Here is a 16,075-nt window from a genome sequence, read left to right as displayed (position 1 = left end):
GTGGGTGTCTCGCGAGAATTACCGGTGGCGGTACGCGTGCAGCGGTTGGGTCGAAGGGCAAATCGAGTGAGGGGTTTTCGTGATCGATGTGATCGTGGCCGGTGGCGGACCGACCGGAGTGATGCTGGCCATTGAGCTGCGCATGCGCGGCGTGGACGCGCTGGTCGTGGAGAGGGATGCGGAGCCGACCAAGGTGGTGCGCGGGCTCGGCATCCACGCGCGCACCGTCGAATTGATGGATCAGCGTGGTCTGTTGGACCAGGTGCTCGCGCTCGGACAGCAGCACCCGCTCGGCGGTTTCTTCGCCGGAATCAAGAAGCCCCGGCCGCAAGGGTTGGACACCACATATCCGTTCGTGCTCGCCATTCCGCAGCCCGACACCGAGCGTCTGTTGACCGAGCACGCCACCGAACTCGGCGTCGAAATCCGCCGCAGCTGCGAAGTGGTCGGCCTGAGCCAGGACGACGACGGGGTGAGCGTCGAGCTGGCCGACGGCACACAATTGCGCTCACGTTATCTCGTCGGCTGCGACGGCGGCCGCAGTACGGTACGCAAGCTGCTCGGCGTCGACTTCCCCGGCGAGCCGACCAAAGTCGAGACGCTGATGGGCGAGGTGGAGCTGACCGCGGCGCCGGAGGAGATCGCCGCCGTGGTGGCCGAAGTCCGCAAGACCCAGCTGCGGTTCGGCGCCGTGCCCCTGGGAGACGGCGTGTACCGTATCGGCGCGCCCGCCGCTGGCGTGGCCGAGAACCCCAGGGTCCCGCCGACTCTGGACGAATTGAAGCAGCAGTTCCGAGAGCTCGCGGGCACCGACTTCGGCGCGCACTCGCCGCGCTGGCTCTCGCGCTTCGGTGATGCCACCCGCCTGGCCGAGCGTTACCGGGTCGGCCGGGTGCTGTTGGCTGGCGACGCGGCGCACATCCATCCGCCGATGGGTGGCCAGGGCCTCAACCTCGGCATCCAGGACGCATTCAATCTCGGCTGGAAACTGGCCGCCGAGATCGACGGCTGGGCACCGGAGGGGCTGCTGGACAGCTATGAGACCGAACGGCGTCCGGTGGCCGCCGACGTGCTCGACAACACCCGGGCACAGGCCGAGCTGATTTCGCTCGAACCGGGCGCCCAGGCGGTGCGCCGACTGGTGGCGAAACTGATGGACTTCGACGAGGTGAACCGGTACCTGCTCGAGCAGATCACTGCGATCGGAGTCCGCTACGACTTCGGCGCGGGCCATGAATTGCTGGGTCGGCGGCTGCGGGATGTGAAGCTGAATCGGGGACGCCTCTACGAGCTTATGCGCGGCGGTCGTGGACTGCTGCTCGACCAGACCGGCGAGCTCTCGGTGGAAGGTTGGGCGCAGCGGGTCGACCACATCATCGAGGTGAGCGAGGAACTGGAGGTGCCCGCGGTGCTGCTGCGGCCGGACGGTCATGTGGCGTGGGTTGGTGACGATCAGCGGGATCTGATCGGCCACCTGCCCAAATGGTTCGGCGCTCCGGTCAACTGAACGGGTCGTTGTGGCCCGAACGCTCCAGTGGCTTTCGGGTCACACCAGCCCGCATGCTCGAGCACCAGCCGCAGAGATCGCCGGAACTGCCTGGCTCGCAGGCCCGCGGCCGCACCACTCGGATGCGGGGGTAGTGGTGCAGCCGAACGGAATCCGGCGCCAGCGCCGTGATGCTCCGGGATGTTGATCCCGGAGCATCACGTAAATTGTTGTGGCCGTGACTATTTCGTTTCGGATCCGCTATCGGCGGTTGGTCGCGGCAGCCGATCGAGTCCTGCTGGCGAAACCTGAAGTCGCCGTGCTGCTTTATTCAGGCGGGTCGTGTGTCAGGCATAGGGGTCCGGGGAACCGGAGGGCGGTCAGCGACCTTGTTGCTTGGACATGGATAGCTGCGGCGATCTTTCGCCATCTTCTCGCAGGTTGTGCTTGTCCAGCCAGGAGGTGATGGCGGTGGCGATCGCTTCGGGTGTGGTTCGACCGTCGAGGTCAGGTGTTGAGGGTCATGATGCTGTCCACCGCGATCGTGACGACGACCCGCCCAGGCGGGTTGGGCGGTGGCGACTGATAGCGCCTGGTGTACCGGGACACGCCGTCGGCCACCTCGCGTGAATCGTTGGACACGGTCGCCGTGCCCTCGAGCGTGATCCAGCGAAAACCGTCGACCTGGCACAGGGCGACGCGGCTGCCCGGGTTCGCGGCCAGGTTGCGGGCCTTGCGTGAGGAGCCGACCGTCATGACCCTGGCCAGCCCCACGTCACCCTCCCAGGTGAAGCGAACCGGCGCAGCGTGCAGCGAGCCGTCCGGCCGAATGGTCGTCAGTGTGGCAGACAGCGGTTCGGCCAGGAAAGCCTCGACCGAGGCCGACAGCGGCTTCCGGCGGGTCACTTGAACGCTGTGATGGTGCGTGCCACCCATTCGGCGAAGGTCCGAGGTGGGCGTCCGAGGAGCCGTTCGATATCAGGGCTGACGGCCTGCTCGGCGGCGGACGGTGTGCCGAGCGCGCCGAGGGTGGCCTCCACGACCGGCTCGGGCATGTACCTCAGCATCTGGGTCCGCGCTTCCGCACGGCTCTGCTCGACGAACCGCACCGGCTCGCCCAGTGCGGCACCGATCGCCGCGGCCTGCTGCCGGGGTGAGATCGGTTCCGGCCCGGTCAGCGTATAGATGTTGCCCTGGTGTCCCTGCTCGCGTAGCGCGATGGCGGCTACCTCGGCGATGTCGGCCGGGTCGATGGCCGGGACCGCGACATCACCGAACGGCGCCGCGACCACCCGCTGTGTACGGACCATATCGGCCCATTGCAGCGCATTGGAGTCGAAGTTGCCCGGCCGCAGCATTGTCCATTCCAGACCTGACTGCTCAACAGCGTCTTCGAGCACCGAAGGGTGACGTCCCGTGCCGACACCATGGGACGACAACAGAACCACGCGCGGGACATCGGCCGCCCGCACGACGTCGAGGACGGCATTGATATCGCCGTTCGCCATGAAGTCTGGGGAGGTCAGCAGAAATAACACCGCTGCTCCCTGGAGGGCCGGCTCGAGGCTCTGCGGCTCGGCCAAGTCGGCTTGGTGATGCCGGACTCCCGCCGGTACCCCGACCCCGCTCCGGGACACGGCGATCACCGGCTCTCCCGCCCGGGCGAGTGCCTGCACGAGCGGCTGCCCGACATTTCCGGTCGCTCCCGTCACCACAATCATCTCTGTCTCCTGTTCCGCTTGTTCAACGCACTGGGCGACACTACTATCCAAGAGCTAGTAGGTACCTAGGGGAAAGTGGGTTTCAGGTGACCGAGACCACATCACAGGTCCCTCCGGAACTGGCCTGCCCGATCGCTCCGGTGGTCGATCTCGTCTTCAGCCGCTGGACCACGCCGATCCTGTGGACGCTCAACGAGTTCGGGCGGCAAAGGTTCAGCGAGCTGGAACGCCGCATCACAACGATCACGCCCAAGGTCCTGACGCAGCGGCTCCGGCAACTGGAACGCGACGGGCTTGTCGTGCGCACCTATCACCCCGAGGTCCCACCCCGGGTGGAGTACGAGATCAGCGCACTGGGACGCAGCCTGGCACCCCTTTTCGCAACACTCGCCGAATGGTCGGTCAACCTGGACAAGGTCGATCAGGCCCGACAGAACTACGACGCCCGCGACCGGGCCCCTCACCGGCGAACCTGATCCGAGGGAGTGGTAGTGACCTGACGAAACCGCCGCCCGCGCAGAGGAATTGGCGGAGTTGAATGTCCGCTGACCCACGCTGCGGAGGACGGTGCGTCCGCGCCGATGCTGATGACGCTGTCCGGGCACACCTCGGTGCGGTCGCTGACGAAATACGCGCGGCCGTCGGCGGAGGCGCCGGGTTCCGTTCAGATGCACCACTACCCCGATGCTCGAGCACCGGCCGCAGATCATGCCGAAGCCGCCGCCGCGCTTATGCGACGCGGCGGCTTCGACCGTGTTCAGGCTGCCGGGTCACCGGGTGACGAACTGCGCCGCCACGTCACCGGTAACCACGAGGTGGCGGCGACGGCTGGGCAGCAGCATGGTCGGGTGCGAGATGCTCCAGGCCGTGGACGCGCAGATGAGCTCCTTGATGCGAGCGCCCATACGGCCCGTGATCACCGTGGACGTGGGCTGATCGGCGGGGGTCACCTTCTGGACGATGCCGTCGCGGCGACCGAGGCTGATGCATTGGCTGGCGTAGCCGATCGGGGCGTCGGGAACTGTGCGGCCGGTCAAGCGCGCGGCGATGGCGTCGGCGCCCTGCCATGCCATCGGGGTTGCGGTGGCGCAGCCCATCCGCAGTGGTTTGCCGCCGACCCCTTCGGCGTGCGCGGCGTCGCCGACGGCGTACACATCGGGGTGGGAGACCGAGCGCAGGGTGGCGTCGACGACGATCCGTCCGGTGTCCGACACCGCCAGGGTGGTGGCGGCCGCGATCGGGTGCACGGTGAAACCCGCTGTCCACACGGTCATTTGGGCCGGGATCGTCGTGCCGGTAGCGGTGAGCACACCGTCCGCCGCGACGCGGGTGACATCGGCGTGCTCGTGGACGGTGATGCCGAGCCGCTGGAAAGCTCCGCGCAGGTAGCGCTGGGCCTTCTCGTCGAGCCAGTCGCCGACGCCACCGCGCGCGGCGATCGCGACCTCGAGGTCAGGGCGCGCCTCGGCGATCTCGGCGGCCACTTCGATGCTGGTCAGACCGCCGCCCACGATCAGCACGGTCTGGCCCGGCCGCAACTCGTTCAGGCGCGCCCGCAGCCGCAGCGCGGCCTGCTTCCCGGCGACGTTGTAGGTGTGCTCGGCGACGCCGGGGATGCCGTAGTCGGCGATGGTGCTGCCGAGTGCGTATACGAGGGTGTCGTAGCCGAGTGTCTCGACCTCGCCGGTGAGGTCGACGGTCTTGCGGTCCACATCGACCGCGTCGACTCGCGCGATCCGGACCTGCACACCGGTGCCCGCGAAGACCTCACGCAGCGGGCGAGCGGGAAGATCCTGCCCGCTGGCGAGCTGGTGCATACGCACCCGTTCGACGAAGTCGGGGTCGGCATTGACCAGGGTGATCTCGACGTCGTCGCGGTGCAGCCGCTTGGCGAGGCGTCCGGCGGTGATGGCTCCGGCGTATCCGGCTCCGAGGACGACGATGCGGTGCTTCATGGTCTTGCTCCTGTCTGGATGGGTTCGCTTCCTGAACCGGACAGCGGCCCGAATGCTGACAGGAATGGACTGTGATGTGGGTCACCAGGATTCGATGATGGGTGCTCCATGTTCCGAATTCGCCCACCGGCGGGTGGCGCGCTCGAGCTTTTCCGGGTTGACCTGGGCGTGGATTGCCGCGATGCCGTCGGAGGTCAGTTCGAGGCACACGATGCCGACGACCCGGTCACCGACCACCGTCACCAGCGCGGGCCCGCCATTGGCGACAGCGGAAAATATGGCGGGGCTGCCGCCGAGCATGTTGCGCTTGCCCTCGGTCGGTTTGATGGCCAGGCGCAGGAACCGTACGACGCGCTGCGCACCGATGAGGGGCCGGTTGAGCGTCGGGAAGAAGTCGCCGCCGTCGCCGATGCTGATGGCGTCATCGGTCAGCAGGCCGATCAGCGTCTCGGTTCGGCCGCTGACCGCCGCGGCGAGGAACTCCTCGACGATCTTGCGGGCGGCGACCTCGTCGACCTGCACGCGAGTCCGGTCGGTGGCCAGATGCTGTTTGGCGCGCCGATAGATCTGCTGGCAGTTCGATTCGGTGATCTCGAGCATTTCGGCAATCTCGTTGTGCGCGTATCCGAATGCCTCCCGCAGCACGTACACCACGCGCTCCTTGGGCGCGAGCCGTTCCATCAGCGTGAGCATCGCGATCGATATCGATTCACGTTGCTCGACGGTATCGGCGGGGCCGAGCATCCGGTCCCCGGCGAATACGGGTTCGGGCAACCATTGGCCGACATAGGTCTCCCGCCTGGCCCGCGCCGAGGTGAGCTGGTTGAGGCACAGGTTGGTGAGCACCTTGGTCAGCCACGCCTCGGGCGTCTCGATATGGTCCCGGGCGGCGGCCTGCCACCGCAGAAACGCTTCCTGGACCGCGTCCTCGGCGTCACCGGCCGATCCCAGCAGCCGGTAGGCGATCGCCTCCAGACGGCCTCTGGTGCTCTCGAACAGATCGACTTCGTGCGTGCTGAGCGACATCCGCCCATGGTCGACCATATCCGCAGGCCGCGTCCACTCGCCCCGTTCCCGGCCCCGTCGGGAAACAGTTCCGTCGATAAGGAATGGTGGGATGGTGCCGAATATCAGTCTGGATCGAGTCAGCGTGCGCCACGGCGAGACGTCGATACTCACCGATATCTCCGTGACGTTTCCCGGAGGGCGGTGCACGGCGGTGGTCGGACCGAGCGGCACCGGCAAGACCACACTGTTGCGGCTGCTCAACCGGCTCGAGGAACCCACTGGCGGCCGAATCCTGCTCGATGACACCCCGATCACCCAGCTCCCCGCGCCCCAGCTGCGTCGCCGCATCGGGTTGGTACCACAGCGACCGACCCTGCTCACCGATACCGTCGCCGATGAGATCCGGGTCGGCCGTGCCGATCTCACCGCCGATCGCATCGATGCGTTGCTCGCTCGAGTGGGCTTACCGGACTTCCGCGATCGGCGCTGTCTCGAACTGTCCGGCGGTCAAGCGCAGCGGGTGTGCCTGGCTCGGGCGCTCGCCGTCGAACCCGAGGTGCTGTTGCTCGACGAACCGACTTCCGCACTCGATGCGGAATCAGCCGCCGCGGTGGCGACCCTCATTCGCGAGCACACCGGCTCCGGTGGCGGTGTCATCCTGGTCAGCCATGACACCGTCTTCGTCACCGATGTGGCCGACGACAGCTGGACACTGCAACACGGGCGCCTGTCCGGTGAACGGAAACTCCAGTGACAGAACAGCTTTCGGTCCCCGGCTGGCCGGGTGTCGCGACTTCGCTTGTGCTCGTGGCACTGGCCGCCGCGATCGCCTACCGTCAGCGACTGCAGCTGACCCGTGAGCTGCTCATCGCCGCCATCCGCGCCGCGGCCCAGTTGGTCGCGGTCGGCGCTATCCTGCTGATCCTGTTCCGGCACACCGGATTACCGGGCGCGCTGGCCTGGGTCGTGCTGATGGTGCTGATCGCCGGGCAGGTCGCGGGCCGACGTGGCAAGGGTGTGCCGCGGGCGCGCCGGGCCGCGACCATCGGGGTCGGCACCGGATCTGCCATCACGCTCGGCGCGCTCATTCTGCTCGGTGTGATCTCCACCCAGGCCCGGGTGGTCGTCCCGGTCGGCGGCATGATCGTCTCCGCCGCCATGCAGGCCACCGGTATCGCACTGCGCCGACTGCACGAAGATGCCCGCAATGCGCGTCCGACCATCGAAGCCCGCCTGTGCCTTGGTCTTTCGGCGCGCGAGGCCTTCCTGCCGCACCGCCGCTCCGCACTGCGCACCGCACTGATTCCGACGATCGACGCGACGAAGGTCGTGGGGCTGATCAGTCTGCCCGGCGCCATGACCGGCCTGATCCTTGCCGGTGTCGATCCGCTCACCGCCATTCGCTACCAGATCGTGGTCATGTACATGTTGGTCGCGGCCACCGCTCTTGCCGCGCTCACTGCGGCACGGGTCGCCGAGTCCTATCTGTTCGACGATGCCCAACGGCTGGTGCCACTTCCCAACTGACGCGCACCGCGACCACACCGGATCGCCGAGTCGTCGCGGCGGCCCGGAAATCCCCGGAGAACGCCTAGTCTTGATCACCGAAGGTCGGGTCGGGTGGATGGAGCGAGCGGGTGGGCGATGCGGTGGTCGCGGTGCCGGAGTCGGTGCGCACCGAGTTGCGCCGTGGGGTGCGCAGCGTGCTGGTCGATACCGTGGCGCTGCGCTTGGTGCGGGAGCGTTTCGACGATGAGCAGGCCGGGGCGTTGCGACGCTATTTGGAGGCGTCGCAGTCGGCGAATACGTTGCGCGCGTATCGAACCGATTGGATCGGGTGGGCCGGATGGTGTGCGGCGGAGGGGCGGCAGGCGTTGCCCGCGGATCCGCTCGATGTCGCGGTGTATCTGGCTGCCGCGGCGGATGCGTCGCGGCACGGTGACGACGGTTCGCAGCGGTGGGCGTTCAGCGCGGCCACGCTCGAGCGCAAGGCGGCGGCCATCGCGGCGGTGCACGCCGCCAACGGATTACCGTCGCCCACCCGGTCCGATGTCGTTCGACTGACCTTGCGCGGTATCCGCCGGACTCGTCGCACGCAGCCGAAACGTAAACGCCCCGTGCTGCTGCACACCCTCGAACAACTGCTCGGCGGGTTGCCGGAGCCGGGATGGCCGACCGAGCCCGCGCGACGCCGCGACGCACTCGCTTTGCTCGTCGGATTCGCGGGCGCATTGCGCCGCAGCGAACTCGCCGGATTGCGGATCGCCGACGTGCGCGTCGATCTCGACCACGGCACCGGTGAACCGCTACTGCTCGTGCAACTTCCGACCACCAAAACCGACCCCACCGGTATCGCCGAACAGCGCGTCGCACTCCCCCGCGGCCAGCGCCCGCACACCTGTCCGGTCTGTGCCTTCGCCGATTGGATCCAGTTGCTCGAGGCGCACGGTGCACGCGGCGATGTGCGCGCCTGGCTCACCGAGGCACCTTCGCCGTCTCGGGATATCCACCGCTGCCACGGCTACCGGGGCACCGTTCTGGCCGAAAACGACACCCTCCCACTGTTTCCCACCATTACCCGGCACGGCGGCATCGGCACCGAGGCCATGTCCGGGCGCGCGATCGCCGAACTCGTGAAACGCTATGCCGCCCGTGCCGGACTCGATCCCGACCTCTTCTCCGGACACTCACTGCGCGCCGGATTCGCCACCCAGGCCGCCCTCGGCGGGGCCAGCGACCGCGAAATCATGCGCCAGGGCCGCTGGTCCAACCCACGCACCGTGCACAACTACATCCGCACCGCAAACCCGTTGGAAGACAACGCCGTCACCAAACTCGGCCTCTAGCGCTGATCGGTCCGCGGACTAGGCGCGCACAGTGACGCCTTTCGCGGTGAGTCGAACGATTGTGGTGCGGGGCATGATCTTCGGGCGGCCGTTTACCGAGTGGCCGCACCGGGTGGTTGCTGACCATGGGGACCAGTTGCGAGTGTGGTTGACACTGGGGACCGAGGGGCTGGTGCCCGACCGGTGGCAGCGTGCGATCGAGGGCGCGCGCGTGCAGGCTCTGGATGGTGGCGCGCCGCGTCGGGCCCTTCGCGGAGGATCGGCGTGCGATTCCCGGGTAGGTCAGTCCTGGATGCGCCGCCAGGGGCGTTCGGATTCCAGGGCGAAGGCGATTTCGAGCAAAGTGCGTTCATCGCCGTGGGCGGCGGAGAACTGCATGCCGATCGGGAGGCCTTCACTGGAAGCGCCCATGGGCAGCGAGATCGCGGGTGTGCCTGCGACATTGTTCAATGGGGTGAAGGCGACCCAGGAGATCAGGCGTGCGAAGAGTTCGTCGAAGGGGACGGTCGGATTCAAGTGACCGAGGCGCGGGGTGGTGTGGACCAGGACCGGCGAGAGGATCAGTTCGTGGTCGCCGAACATGCCCGCATAGGCGTGACGCACTTGCGAGAGACGGTAGAGGATGGCCGGTGTGCGCGCCATGGACTTGCGATACAGTGCCGCGAGTCCGTGGGTGAACGCATCCAGATCACCGCGCTGGAACCGCGGATCGATCGCGAGTTTGCCACCCGCCCCGATCAGGAACGCCAAAAATCCCCAGTAAGTGGTGAAGTCGTCGACGAAGCGTTGCGAAACCGGTAGGGTGATCGGCACTACCTCGTGCCCCATCTTCTCCAGCAGCGCGACGGTGTCGTCGAGAACGGCCCGGGTCTGCGGGCAGGTTTCGGTACCGGTGACGGAATCGGCGATCACCCCGATCCGCAGCCGCCGCCGCGCCGGTCCCTGCACCAGACCGACCGGCGGCAACTTCGGGTTGCGCCAATGCCGTTCGGCCGCAGCGAAATACGTCGCGGTATCGCGCACGGAACGGGTGAGCACACCTTCGGAAACCAGATTGATCGGCATCGAGCGCGCCTGCGGGCCATCGATATGCCGTCCTCGGCTCGGCTTCAACCCGACCAGACCGCAGCACGCGGCCGGAATCCGAATCGATCCGCCACCGTCGTTACCGTGCGCGATCGGCACCACCCCCGCGGCCACGAGTGCGGCCGCACCACCTGATGACGCCCCCGGCGAATAGTCCGTATGCCAGGGATTGCGCGTCGGTTCGGCGGCGGCGAATTCGGTACTCGCGTTCAAACCGAACTCCGGTAGCCGACTCTTGCCCAACACCGACATCCCGGTGCTCAGAAACTGTTTCGCATAAGGCCCGTCCTCGGCGGCGGGCCGCCCGACGAACGCCGCGGTGCCGTGATTGGTCGGCAGGCCCCGCACATCGGTGTTGTCCTTGACATAGGTCGGCACTCCGAACAGCGGCGCATCCGGATCCCCCGCCGACAGCGCCGACTCCGCCGAGACCACCAGGGCGCGCAATGTCGGATCTACCTGCGCGGCCCGCGCCCGCGCCGCCTCGGCGACCTCGGCCGCGCCGATCTCCCCTCGACGCACCAGTTTCGCAATCGTCACCGCATCGTGGTCGGCGAGCACATCGTCGTTGAAGGCATGGAATCGCATATCCGGATTCTGCGCGCCGCGATAGCGACCACGCACCGTTTTGGACAACCGACCTGTCGACAGAGGTCCCGCGCGGCGTCGGATATCGTTCGACTGCAACGTGAGCGAGGAGATCGACACTATGAATAGCTCGACCGCCGTCCCGCTATGCCTACTGGCCGCGGGGGTGCTGAGTTTCGTTCCAGCACAATCGGCTTCGGCGGACGCACTGCCGGATCAGTCCCGCACGGTCACCACCGAGGACGGCTGGGAGCTGACGGTCACGAAATCCGCCGAAAACCTCGACCGAGTTCCCAACCTCGCCGAAACCACCTTCACCCGAGAAGGCTTCGTCAGCGTCCGCGCGGCGGCCGATATCACCGGTGCGGGCAGTGTATCGGTCAACTCGGGCACGCTCACGCTGGGTTACCAAATCGGTTGCCAGATAGATGTTTCCAACGGCATCTCACTCGGGCTGGCGGCATCGGTCGGACCGAACGTCAACGTGATGGTCGCACCGACTCCCGGGTTGAGCGTCGGTGTCGGGGCAGCGGCACTGCCCAGCGTATCGGCCACCTTCAAACCCGGTACGATCACCACCATCCCGTTCGGCACCAAAGCCCTTGCCGGACCGCATGGTTCGATCACCACCGATCAGGTGCAGATCAAAATCGATGCCTGTATGGGGCCGGTCAGCCTGCGCTCCTATGTGATCGCGACCATTTCCACCGATACCGCCGACAATTCGGTCGCGGTCTACGGCGATCCGATCTGGTTGTGATCGCCATGTCCGTCACATATCGCCGAGCCGTCCTGGTCGCGGCCGCAGTCCTGGCGATCGCCACGAGCGCACTGTCGAGCGTCACACACGCGGCGCCGATCGTGCCCGCCACCTGCGACGAATCCGATGCCCCCGACTGCACCCAGCCGACCACCGGCAAGACTGGGGGCATCGTTCCGGCACCAGGCGCCCCGCCGCTGCTCACACCGGCCGCACCGCCTCCACCGGCCAAGCCGGGTGCACCCGCCGCCGCGTTGACTCCACCAGCCCCGGTCCCGCATCCGGGCGCGCCGATCGTGCCCGCGCCGGAGTGAATTCAGCTGCGGCGTAACTCGAAAATGCGGAAGGTACGCCCCCCGGACAGCTCGCACTCCATTTCGTAGCCCGGCCAGAACTCGACCGCCAGATCCCAGGCGCGTTTGCGGTCCATGCCGGTGACCTCGCTGACGCTCACCTCGAACCGCTCACCCTTGCGCCGGACGACGGCGGTATCGGCCGCGCGCAGATTCGCCGACCACACCGGATGCTTGGGGCTGCCCCAATTCGATCCCACCAGCAGCAAGTCGTCACCGCGCGGCACATACAGCAGCGATGTGGTGCGCGGGATCCCGGTTTTGCGACCCGGGACGGTGAGTTCGATCGACGGCAAACCCGCCAGATCGAGCACACCGCGCCGCCCTCGGCTGACCCGCCGCACAAACCGTTCCAGCCGCAGCACCATCGGCGCCGTGCGCATGACCCAGCGCTTCTGCGCGATCCGGCGAGCTAGCGCGGGCAACGGATTCGACACCATAATTCGAAATCCTGACAGAAATCCGACACCGGACCACAGCCGGGACCGCCCGTTGAGACCAGCCTCACCCGCGCCGTCATGAAACGCGCTCGACTGTCGCCGGTGGCCGAACAACGGCCACATCCGGTAGCACACCCTGATACGGCTCGATCTCGACCAGCGCCAATTGTCCCGCGCAGCTCTGACTCAACGTCGAGGCGGGACGATCCGCGGTGAGCACATTCGGGTTGCCGTGCCGACAGAAGCTGGGATCGGCCGGATCCGGGTCGTACCAGGCGCCCGTGGACAACTGCGCGACCTGCGGCCGGACCGCGTCGTCGACGACCAGCCCGGCCAGACAGCTACCCCGATCGTTGAAGATCCGCACGATATCGCCATCTCGCAGACCGCGCGCCGCGGCATCGTCGGGATGTAGCCGCACCGGTTCTCGCCCACCGATTTTCACCGACCGACTGTGCGCGCCGACATCGAGCTGGCTGTGCAGTTTGGCGCGCGGCTGATTCGCGATGAGCTGCAGCGGGAACCGCGTCGCGGCGCCCAGCCATTCCTCCGGTTCCAACCACACCGGGTGGCCAGGGGTGTCGGCATATCCGAAGGCATCGATCGTCTCGGAGAAGATCTCGATCTTGCCACTGGGTGTGGTGAGCGGAAAACGGTCCGGATCCGCGCGGAAATCGGCGAACAGCACCTGCTCGGGATCGGGCACCGCAACCGTGAACGACTCGCTGTCCCAGAACTCGTCGAACTCCGGCACCGTCGGATCGTCGAGGCCCGCGCGCCATTGCTCGTACAGGTGCCGCAACCATTCCTCGACGGTGCGCCCCTCGGTGAATTCCTTACCGACACCGAGGCGTTCGGCCAATTCCGCGAAGATCGCGTAGTCGTCACGGGAGGCACCGTGCGGCCGGGTCAGCGCCTTCATCGGGAAGAATTCGCGATCGTTCTGGCCGGAGCCGAAGTCGTCGCGTTCGATGCTCATGGTCGCCGGAAGGACGATATCGGCGTGGCGCGCGGTCGCGGTCCAGAACGCATCGTGCACGATCACCGTCTGCGGCCGCGTGAACGCCGTATGCAGCCGGGCCAGATCCTGGTGGTGGTGAAAAGGATTCCCACCGCACCAATACACCAGCTCGATAGCGGGATACACCAACCGCATACCGTTGAAATCGAACGGCTCCCCCGGGTTCAGCAGCATATCGGCGATCCTGGCGACCGGAATGAACGCCGAAACACCATTGCCGCCCTGCGGGAACCTCGGCACCGACTGCCCGCGCGCCGGATCACCGACGTGCGCGCACGACCCGTAACTGTGCCCGAAACCGCCACCGGGCAGCCCGATCTGACCCAGCATCGCCGCAAGCACCACCCCCAGCCACAGCGGCTGCGCACCGTGCTCGGCACGCTGCAACGACCAGCTCACATTGAGCATCGTGCGCGCGGCGGCCATCTCCCGCGCCAGCGACCGGATCCGCTGCGCCGACACCCCGGTGATGGCTTGCGCCCACGCGGGATCCTTGACAACGCCATCGGTTTCGCCGCGCACGTAGCCGATGAACCGCTCGTAGCCGACCGTGTACCGATCCAGAAATTCCTTGTCCGCCAACCCATCCGCATCCAATACCTGGGCCAGCGCCAGCATCAGCGCAGTATCGCTACCGGGCCGCGCCGCGATCCATTCGGCCGACGCCTCCGCCGGAATGTCATCGCGCAGTGGGCTGATCGATACGAAACGGCACCCGCGCGCCCGCGCGGCCGCTATCCAGGTTCTGGTGTTGTGCCGCGACACACCACCGGGCGACACCGCGGAATTCTTCGGCGACAGCCCACCGAAGGCCACCACCAACTGCGTGTGCTCGACGAGTACGCTCTTCGCGGTCGCGTGGCCCTCGAACAGCCCCATCGAGCCGATCACATGCGGCAACAGCACCTGCGAGGTTCCCAGACTGTAGCTGTGCACACTCCGGACATAACCGCCGAGACAGTTCAGAAACCGGTGCACCTGACTCTGCGCGTGATGAAACCGCCCCGCACTCGCCCAACCGTAGGACCCGCCGTACACCGCCTGCGCGCCGTACTCGCCGTACACCCGATGCAACTCACCGGATACCAACTCCACCGCGGTTTCCCACGACACCGGCACAAACGGCTCGTCACCGCGCCCGGCACCACCCGGCCCGCGCTCCAACCACCCCTGCCGCACATACGGCTGATCGATGCGCGTCGGATGATGTTGTGCCGAAGCCACATTCTCGATCAAAGGCGTCGGCTCCGGATCCCCGCGCCATGGACGCACCGCGGTCAACCGCTGCCCATCGCTATCGGCTTCGAACACTCCCCAGTGCGTCAGATGCGCGGCCATCACCCCACGGTAGCCCGGGCCACCGACAGGTTCACTTCTTTATGAACGCCGCGCTGATCCGCGGCTTATGCCCGCCCGGCGATCTCAGACACAGATGCTGAAGCTGAAGAAAGGACCCAGCGGGACGTTGAAGCAGAATACGACCGAACCGAACGCAGGTGTGACCGGCTCCGCCGAGGCCGCAGGAGCGGCGAGAGCGCCAACAGATACGGTGAAGGCGATCGCGGCGATCGCCGTGGCAATTCTGGTGGTCATTACAACGTTTCCTGACTGATCGACGATGATGATGCCCCCGACCAGAAATCGTTACTTCTCCGATGATCCGCTGATCCCCGAGCAGGCACAAGACCACGCATCGTCTCGTCGAGAATGCCTCGGCGCGGAAAGTGCGGTCGGACGGCGGATCGCCCGACCGCACATCAACCCGATTCAGGATTCGGATTCGATCGGCAGGCCGGCTTCGGTCCAATCCTGGATGCCCGCGCGGTAGGCGCGGACATTCGTATAGCCGAGGGCGCGCAGCCTGACCGCGACGACCTCGCTGTTCTGGCAGGCGTTGTTGGAGCAGTAGGTCACGATGGGTGCGTGCTGGTCCGGGAGCAACTGCGCAGCTCGGGATTCCACATCAGCGTCGACCAGCGTGAGCGCGCCGGGCAGATGCGCTTTCTCGTAGTAGCCCGCACCGAGGGTGTCCAGGACCGTCACCGTACCGGCCTCGATCGCGGCGGCCAGTTCGTCACGGGCGATGACTGTGGTCATGAGATTTTCCTTCCTGACGACAGATAATTTATGTGCGTGTGCACGCTATTATATGTGTGCGGGTGCACGCAAGTGGTTAGAATCGGCCCGTGACGCAATCGGAGAAGCATCGCGCGGCAGCCAGCAGCGCATGGTCGGCACTGCTGCGGGTGCATGCGAACCTCGTCCCCCGCTTGGATGCCGAACTGCGCCGAGACTTCGCACTCCCGCTCGCGTGGTACGACGTGCTACTCGAACTCGACGGCGTCGAACCGCTGCGCATGACCGATCTGGGCGAGCGCGTCGTACTCAGCCGCACCCGAGTCAGCAGGCTCGTCACCGAGATGGCGGCCGCGGGTCTGGTCGCGCGCGAATCCAACCCCGACGACGGCAGATCCGCGTTCGTCGCTATTACCGATGCCGGTCGCGAGCGGCTACACGCGGCCGCGCCCGGCTACCTCGCCGGCATCGAGCGCTGCTTCGCCGACAAGCTCGATCCGGACGAATTGCACGCGCTTGCCGCGACTCTCGCCAAGGTCCTCGGCCCGACCGATCTCACGATCACACCCCCGCGCAGTTCGTAGGCCGCAAGTCTGCACCGACTGCCAGACGGCACGAATCAAACACTCTGGCAGTCAATGCAATTCGCATCACATCCGCGCGCATCGCGGCATCATTTCTGAAACACTACCACTTCAGACTGGCCTGTACCTTTGACTACAGGCACATCGAGCG

General features: G+C 66.7%; 17 protein-coding genes. 9 read left to right on the top strand and 8 right to left on the bottom strand.

What is annotated here, in order from left to right; all coding sequences use genetic code 11:
- Positions 1-79: 79 nt before the first annotated feature.
- Positions 80-1,507: a rifampin monooxygenase gene (rox, locus tag ACQP1T_RS17950; RefSeq protein WP_433761669.1), complete on the top strand. Its 1,428-nt coding sequence runs from the start codon at positions 80-82 to the stop codon at positions 1,505-1,507.
- 486 nt (positions 1,508-1,993) lie between these two features.
- Here rox and ACQP1T_RS17945 read toward each other — a convergent pair whose 3' ends face one another.
- Together ACQP1T_RS17945 and ACQP1T_RS17940 are read right to left on the bottom strand one after the other, a co-directional pair.
- Positions 1,994-2,392, bottom strand: a complete 399-nt coding sequence (locus ACQP1T_RS17945) for a pyridoxamine 5'-phosphate oxidase family protein (protein ID WP_433761668.1) — start codon at positions 2,390-2,392, stop codon at positions 1,994-1,996.
- Positions 2,389-3,207 carry an NAD(P)H-binding protein gene (locus ACQP1T_RS17940; RefSeq protein WP_433761667.1) on the bottom strand — a complete coding sequence of 273 codons (819 nt, stop codon included), beginning with the start codon at positions 3,205-3,207 and terminating at the stop codon, positions 2,389-2,391. Before ACQP1T_RS17940 ends, ACQP1T_RS17945 begins: the two co-directional genes overlap by 4 nt.
- An 86-nt stretch (positions 3,208-3,293) precedes the next feature.
- Here ACQP1T_RS17940 and ACQP1T_RS17935 point away from each other — a divergent pair, with 86 nt between their 5' ends.
- The gene (locus ACQP1T_RS17935; RefSeq protein WP_433761666.1) at positions 3,294-3,683 is read left to right on the top strand and encodes a winged helix-turn-helix transcriptional regulator; all 390 of its coding nucleotides are present in this window, start codon (positions 3,294-3,296) and stop codon (positions 3,681-3,683) included.
- 294 nt (positions 3,684-3,977) lie between these two features.
- Here ACQP1T_RS17935 and ACQP1T_RS17930 read toward each other — a convergent pair whose 3' ends face one another.
- On the bottom strand, positions 3,978-5,162 hold the full coding sequence (locus ACQP1T_RS17930; protein WP_433761665.1) for an NAD(P)/FAD-dependent oxidoreductase: 1,185 nt from the start codon (positions 5,160-5,162) through the stop codon (positions 3,978-3,980).
- Between the two features lie 81 nt (positions 5,163-5,243).
- Positions 5,244-6,188, bottom strand: coding sequence for an RNA polymerase sigma factor SigJ (gene sigJ, locus ACQP1T_RS17925; protein WP_433761664.1), 945 nt, complete (start codon positions 6,186-6,188; stop codon positions 5,244-5,246).
- Positions 6,189-6,279: 91 nt separating this feature from the next.
- Here sigJ and ACQP1T_RS17920 point away from each other — a divergent pair, with 91 nt between their 5' ends.
- The 3 genes from ACQP1T_RS17920 (at position 6,280) to ACQP1T_RS17910 (ending at position 9,016) form a co-directional block, all read left to right on the top strand.
- Complete coding sequence (locus tag ACQP1T_RS17920; protein WP_433761663.1) at positions 6,280-6,924, top strand: ABC transporter ATP-binding protein; 645 nt, start codon at positions 6,280-6,282, stop codon at positions 6,922-6,924.
- On the top strand, positions 6,921-7,697 hold the full coding sequence (locus tag ACQP1T_RS17915; protein ID WP_433761662.1) for an ABC transporter permease: 777 nt from the start codon (positions 6,921-6,923) through the stop codon (positions 7,695-7,697). Before ACQP1T_RS17920 ends, ACQP1T_RS17915 begins: the two co-directional genes overlap by 4 nt.
- A gap of 110 nt (positions 7,698-7,807) precedes the next feature.
- On the top strand, positions 7,808-9,016 hold the full coding sequence (locus tag ACQP1T_RS17910; protein ID WP_433761661.1) for a site-specific integrase: 1,209 nt from the start codon (positions 7,808-7,810) through the stop codon (positions 9,014-9,016).
- 282 nt (positions 9,017-9,298) lie between these two features.
- Here the strand turns inward: ACQP1T_RS17910 and ACQP1T_RS17905 are convergent, their stop codons facing one another.
- Positions 9,299-10,690 carry an amidase gene (locus tag ACQP1T_RS17905; RefSeq protein ID WP_433761660.1) on the bottom strand — a complete coding sequence of 464 codons (1,392 nt, stop codon included), beginning with the start codon at positions 10,688-10,690 and terminating at the stop codon, positions 9,299-9,301.
- A gap of 121 nt (positions 10,691-10,811) precedes the next feature.
- Here ACQP1T_RS17905 and ACQP1T_RS17900 point away from each other — a divergent pair, with 121 nt between their 5' ends.
- Positions 10,812-11,450, top strand: coding sequence for an MspA family porin (locus ACQP1T_RS17900; RefSeq protein ID WP_433761659.1), 639 nt, complete (start codon positions 10,812-10,814; stop codon positions 11,448-11,450).
- 5 nt (positions 11,451-11,455) lie between these two features.
- Positions 11,456-11,764, top strand: a complete 309-nt coding sequence (locus ACQP1T_RS17895) for a hypothetical protein (protein WP_433761658.1) — start codon at positions 11,456-11,458, stop codon at positions 11,762-11,764.
- A gap of 2 nt (positions 11,765-11,766) precedes the next feature.
- Here ACQP1T_RS17895 and ACQP1T_RS17890 read toward each other — a convergent pair whose 3' ends face one another.
- Positions 11,767-12,243 (bottom strand): nitroreductase family deazaflavin-dependent oxidoreductase, encoded by a 477-nt coding sequence (locus ACQP1T_RS17890; protein ID WP_433761656.1) that lies wholly within the window; start codon positions 12,241-12,243, stop codon positions 11,767-11,769.
- Positions 12,244-12,319: 76 nt separating this feature from the next.
- Positions 12,320-14,602: a molybdopterin guanine dinucleotide-containing S/N-oxide reductase gene (locus tag ACQP1T_RS17885; protein ID WP_433761655.1), complete on the bottom strand. Its 2,283-nt coding sequence runs from the start codon at positions 14,600-14,602 to the stop codon at positions 12,320-12,322.
- 94 nt (positions 14,603-14,696) lie between these two features.
- On the opposite strand from ACQP1T_RS17885, the gene ACQP1T_RS17880 reads away from it, so the two are divergent.
- The gene (locus tag ACQP1T_RS17880) at positions 14,697-14,876 is read left to right on the top strand and encodes a hypothetical protein (RefSeq protein WP_433761654.1); all 180 of its coding nucleotides are present in this window, start codon (positions 14,697-14,699) and stop codon (positions 14,874-14,876) included.
- 155 nt (positions 14,877-15,031) lie between these two features.
- Here ACQP1T_RS17880 and ACQP1T_RS17875 read toward each other — a convergent pair whose 3' ends face one another.
- Positions 15,032-15,361 (bottom strand): rhodanese-like domain-containing protein, encoded by a 330-nt coding sequence (locus ACQP1T_RS17875; RefSeq protein ID WP_433761652.1) that lies wholly within the window; start codon positions 15,359-15,361, stop codon positions 15,032-15,034.
- A gap of 89 nt (positions 15,362-15,450) precedes the next feature.
- Here ACQP1T_RS17875 and ACQP1T_RS17870 point away from each other — a divergent pair, with 89 nt between their 5' ends.
- Positions 15,451-15,924 (top strand): MarR family winged helix-turn-helix transcriptional regulator, encoded by a 474-nt coding sequence (locus ACQP1T_RS17870; protein ID WP_433761650.1) that lies wholly within the window; start codon positions 15,451-15,453, stop codon positions 15,922-15,924.
- Positions 15,925-16,075: the final 151 nt, after the last annotated feature.

It is taken from the genome of Nocardia sp. CA-135398 (assembly GCF_050955845.1).
GTDB lineage: Bacteria > Actinomycetota > Actinomycetes > Mycobacteriales > Mycobacteriaceae > Nocardia.
The sequence above is the reverse complement of the archived record's forward strand: the minus strand, read 5'-3'. Positions and strand labels throughout refer to the sequence as shown.

Bases quoted from the DNA above. Each gene is read 5' to 3' on its own strand.
- ACQP1T_RS17940 (WP_433761667.1), bottom strand. From the start codon at position 3,207: ATGATTGTGGTGACGGGAGCGACCGGAAATGTCGGGCAGCCGCTCGTG.
- ACQP1T_RS17930 (WP_433761665.1), bottom strand. From the start codon at position 5,162: ATGAAGCACCGCATCGTCGTCCTCGGAGCCGGATACGCCGGAGCCATC.
- sigJ (WP_433761664.1), bottom strand. From the start codon at position 6,188: ATGTCGCTCAGCACGCACGAAGTCGATCTGTTCGAGAGCACCAGAGGC.
- ACQP1T_RS17920 (WP_433761663.1), top strand. From the start codon at position 6,280: ATGGTGCCGAATATCAGTCTGGATCGAGTCAGCGTGCGCCACGGCGAG.
- ACQP1T_RS17905 (WP_433761660.1), bottom strand. From the start codon at position 10,690: ATGCGATTCCATGCCTTCAACGACGATGTGCTCGCCGACCACGATGCG.
- ACQP1T_RS17900 (WP_433761659.1), top strand. From the start codon at position 10,812: ATGAATAGCTCGACCGCCGTCCCGCTATGCCTACTGGCCGCGGGGGTG.
- ACQP1T_RS17895 (WP_433761658.1), top strand. From the start codon at position 11,456: ATGTCCGTCACATATCGCCGAGCCGTCCTGGTCGCGGCCGCAGTCCTG.
- ACQP1T_RS17890 (WP_433761656.1), bottom strand. From the start codon at position 12,243: ATGGTGTCGAATCCGTTGCCCGCGCTAGCTCGCCGGATCGCGCAGAAG.
- ACQP1T_RS17885 (WP_433761655.1), bottom strand. From the start codon at position 14,602: ATGGCCGCGCATCTGACGCACTGGGGAGTGTTCGAAGCCGATAGCGAT.
- ACQP1T_RS17880 (WP_433761654.1), top strand. From the start codon at position 14,697: ATGCTGAAGCTGAAGAAAGGACCCAGCGGGACGTTGAAGCAGAATACG.
- ACQP1T_RS17875 (WP_433761652.1), bottom strand. From the start codon at position 15,361: ATGACCACAGTCATCGCCCGTGACGAACTGGCCGCCGCGATCGAGGCC.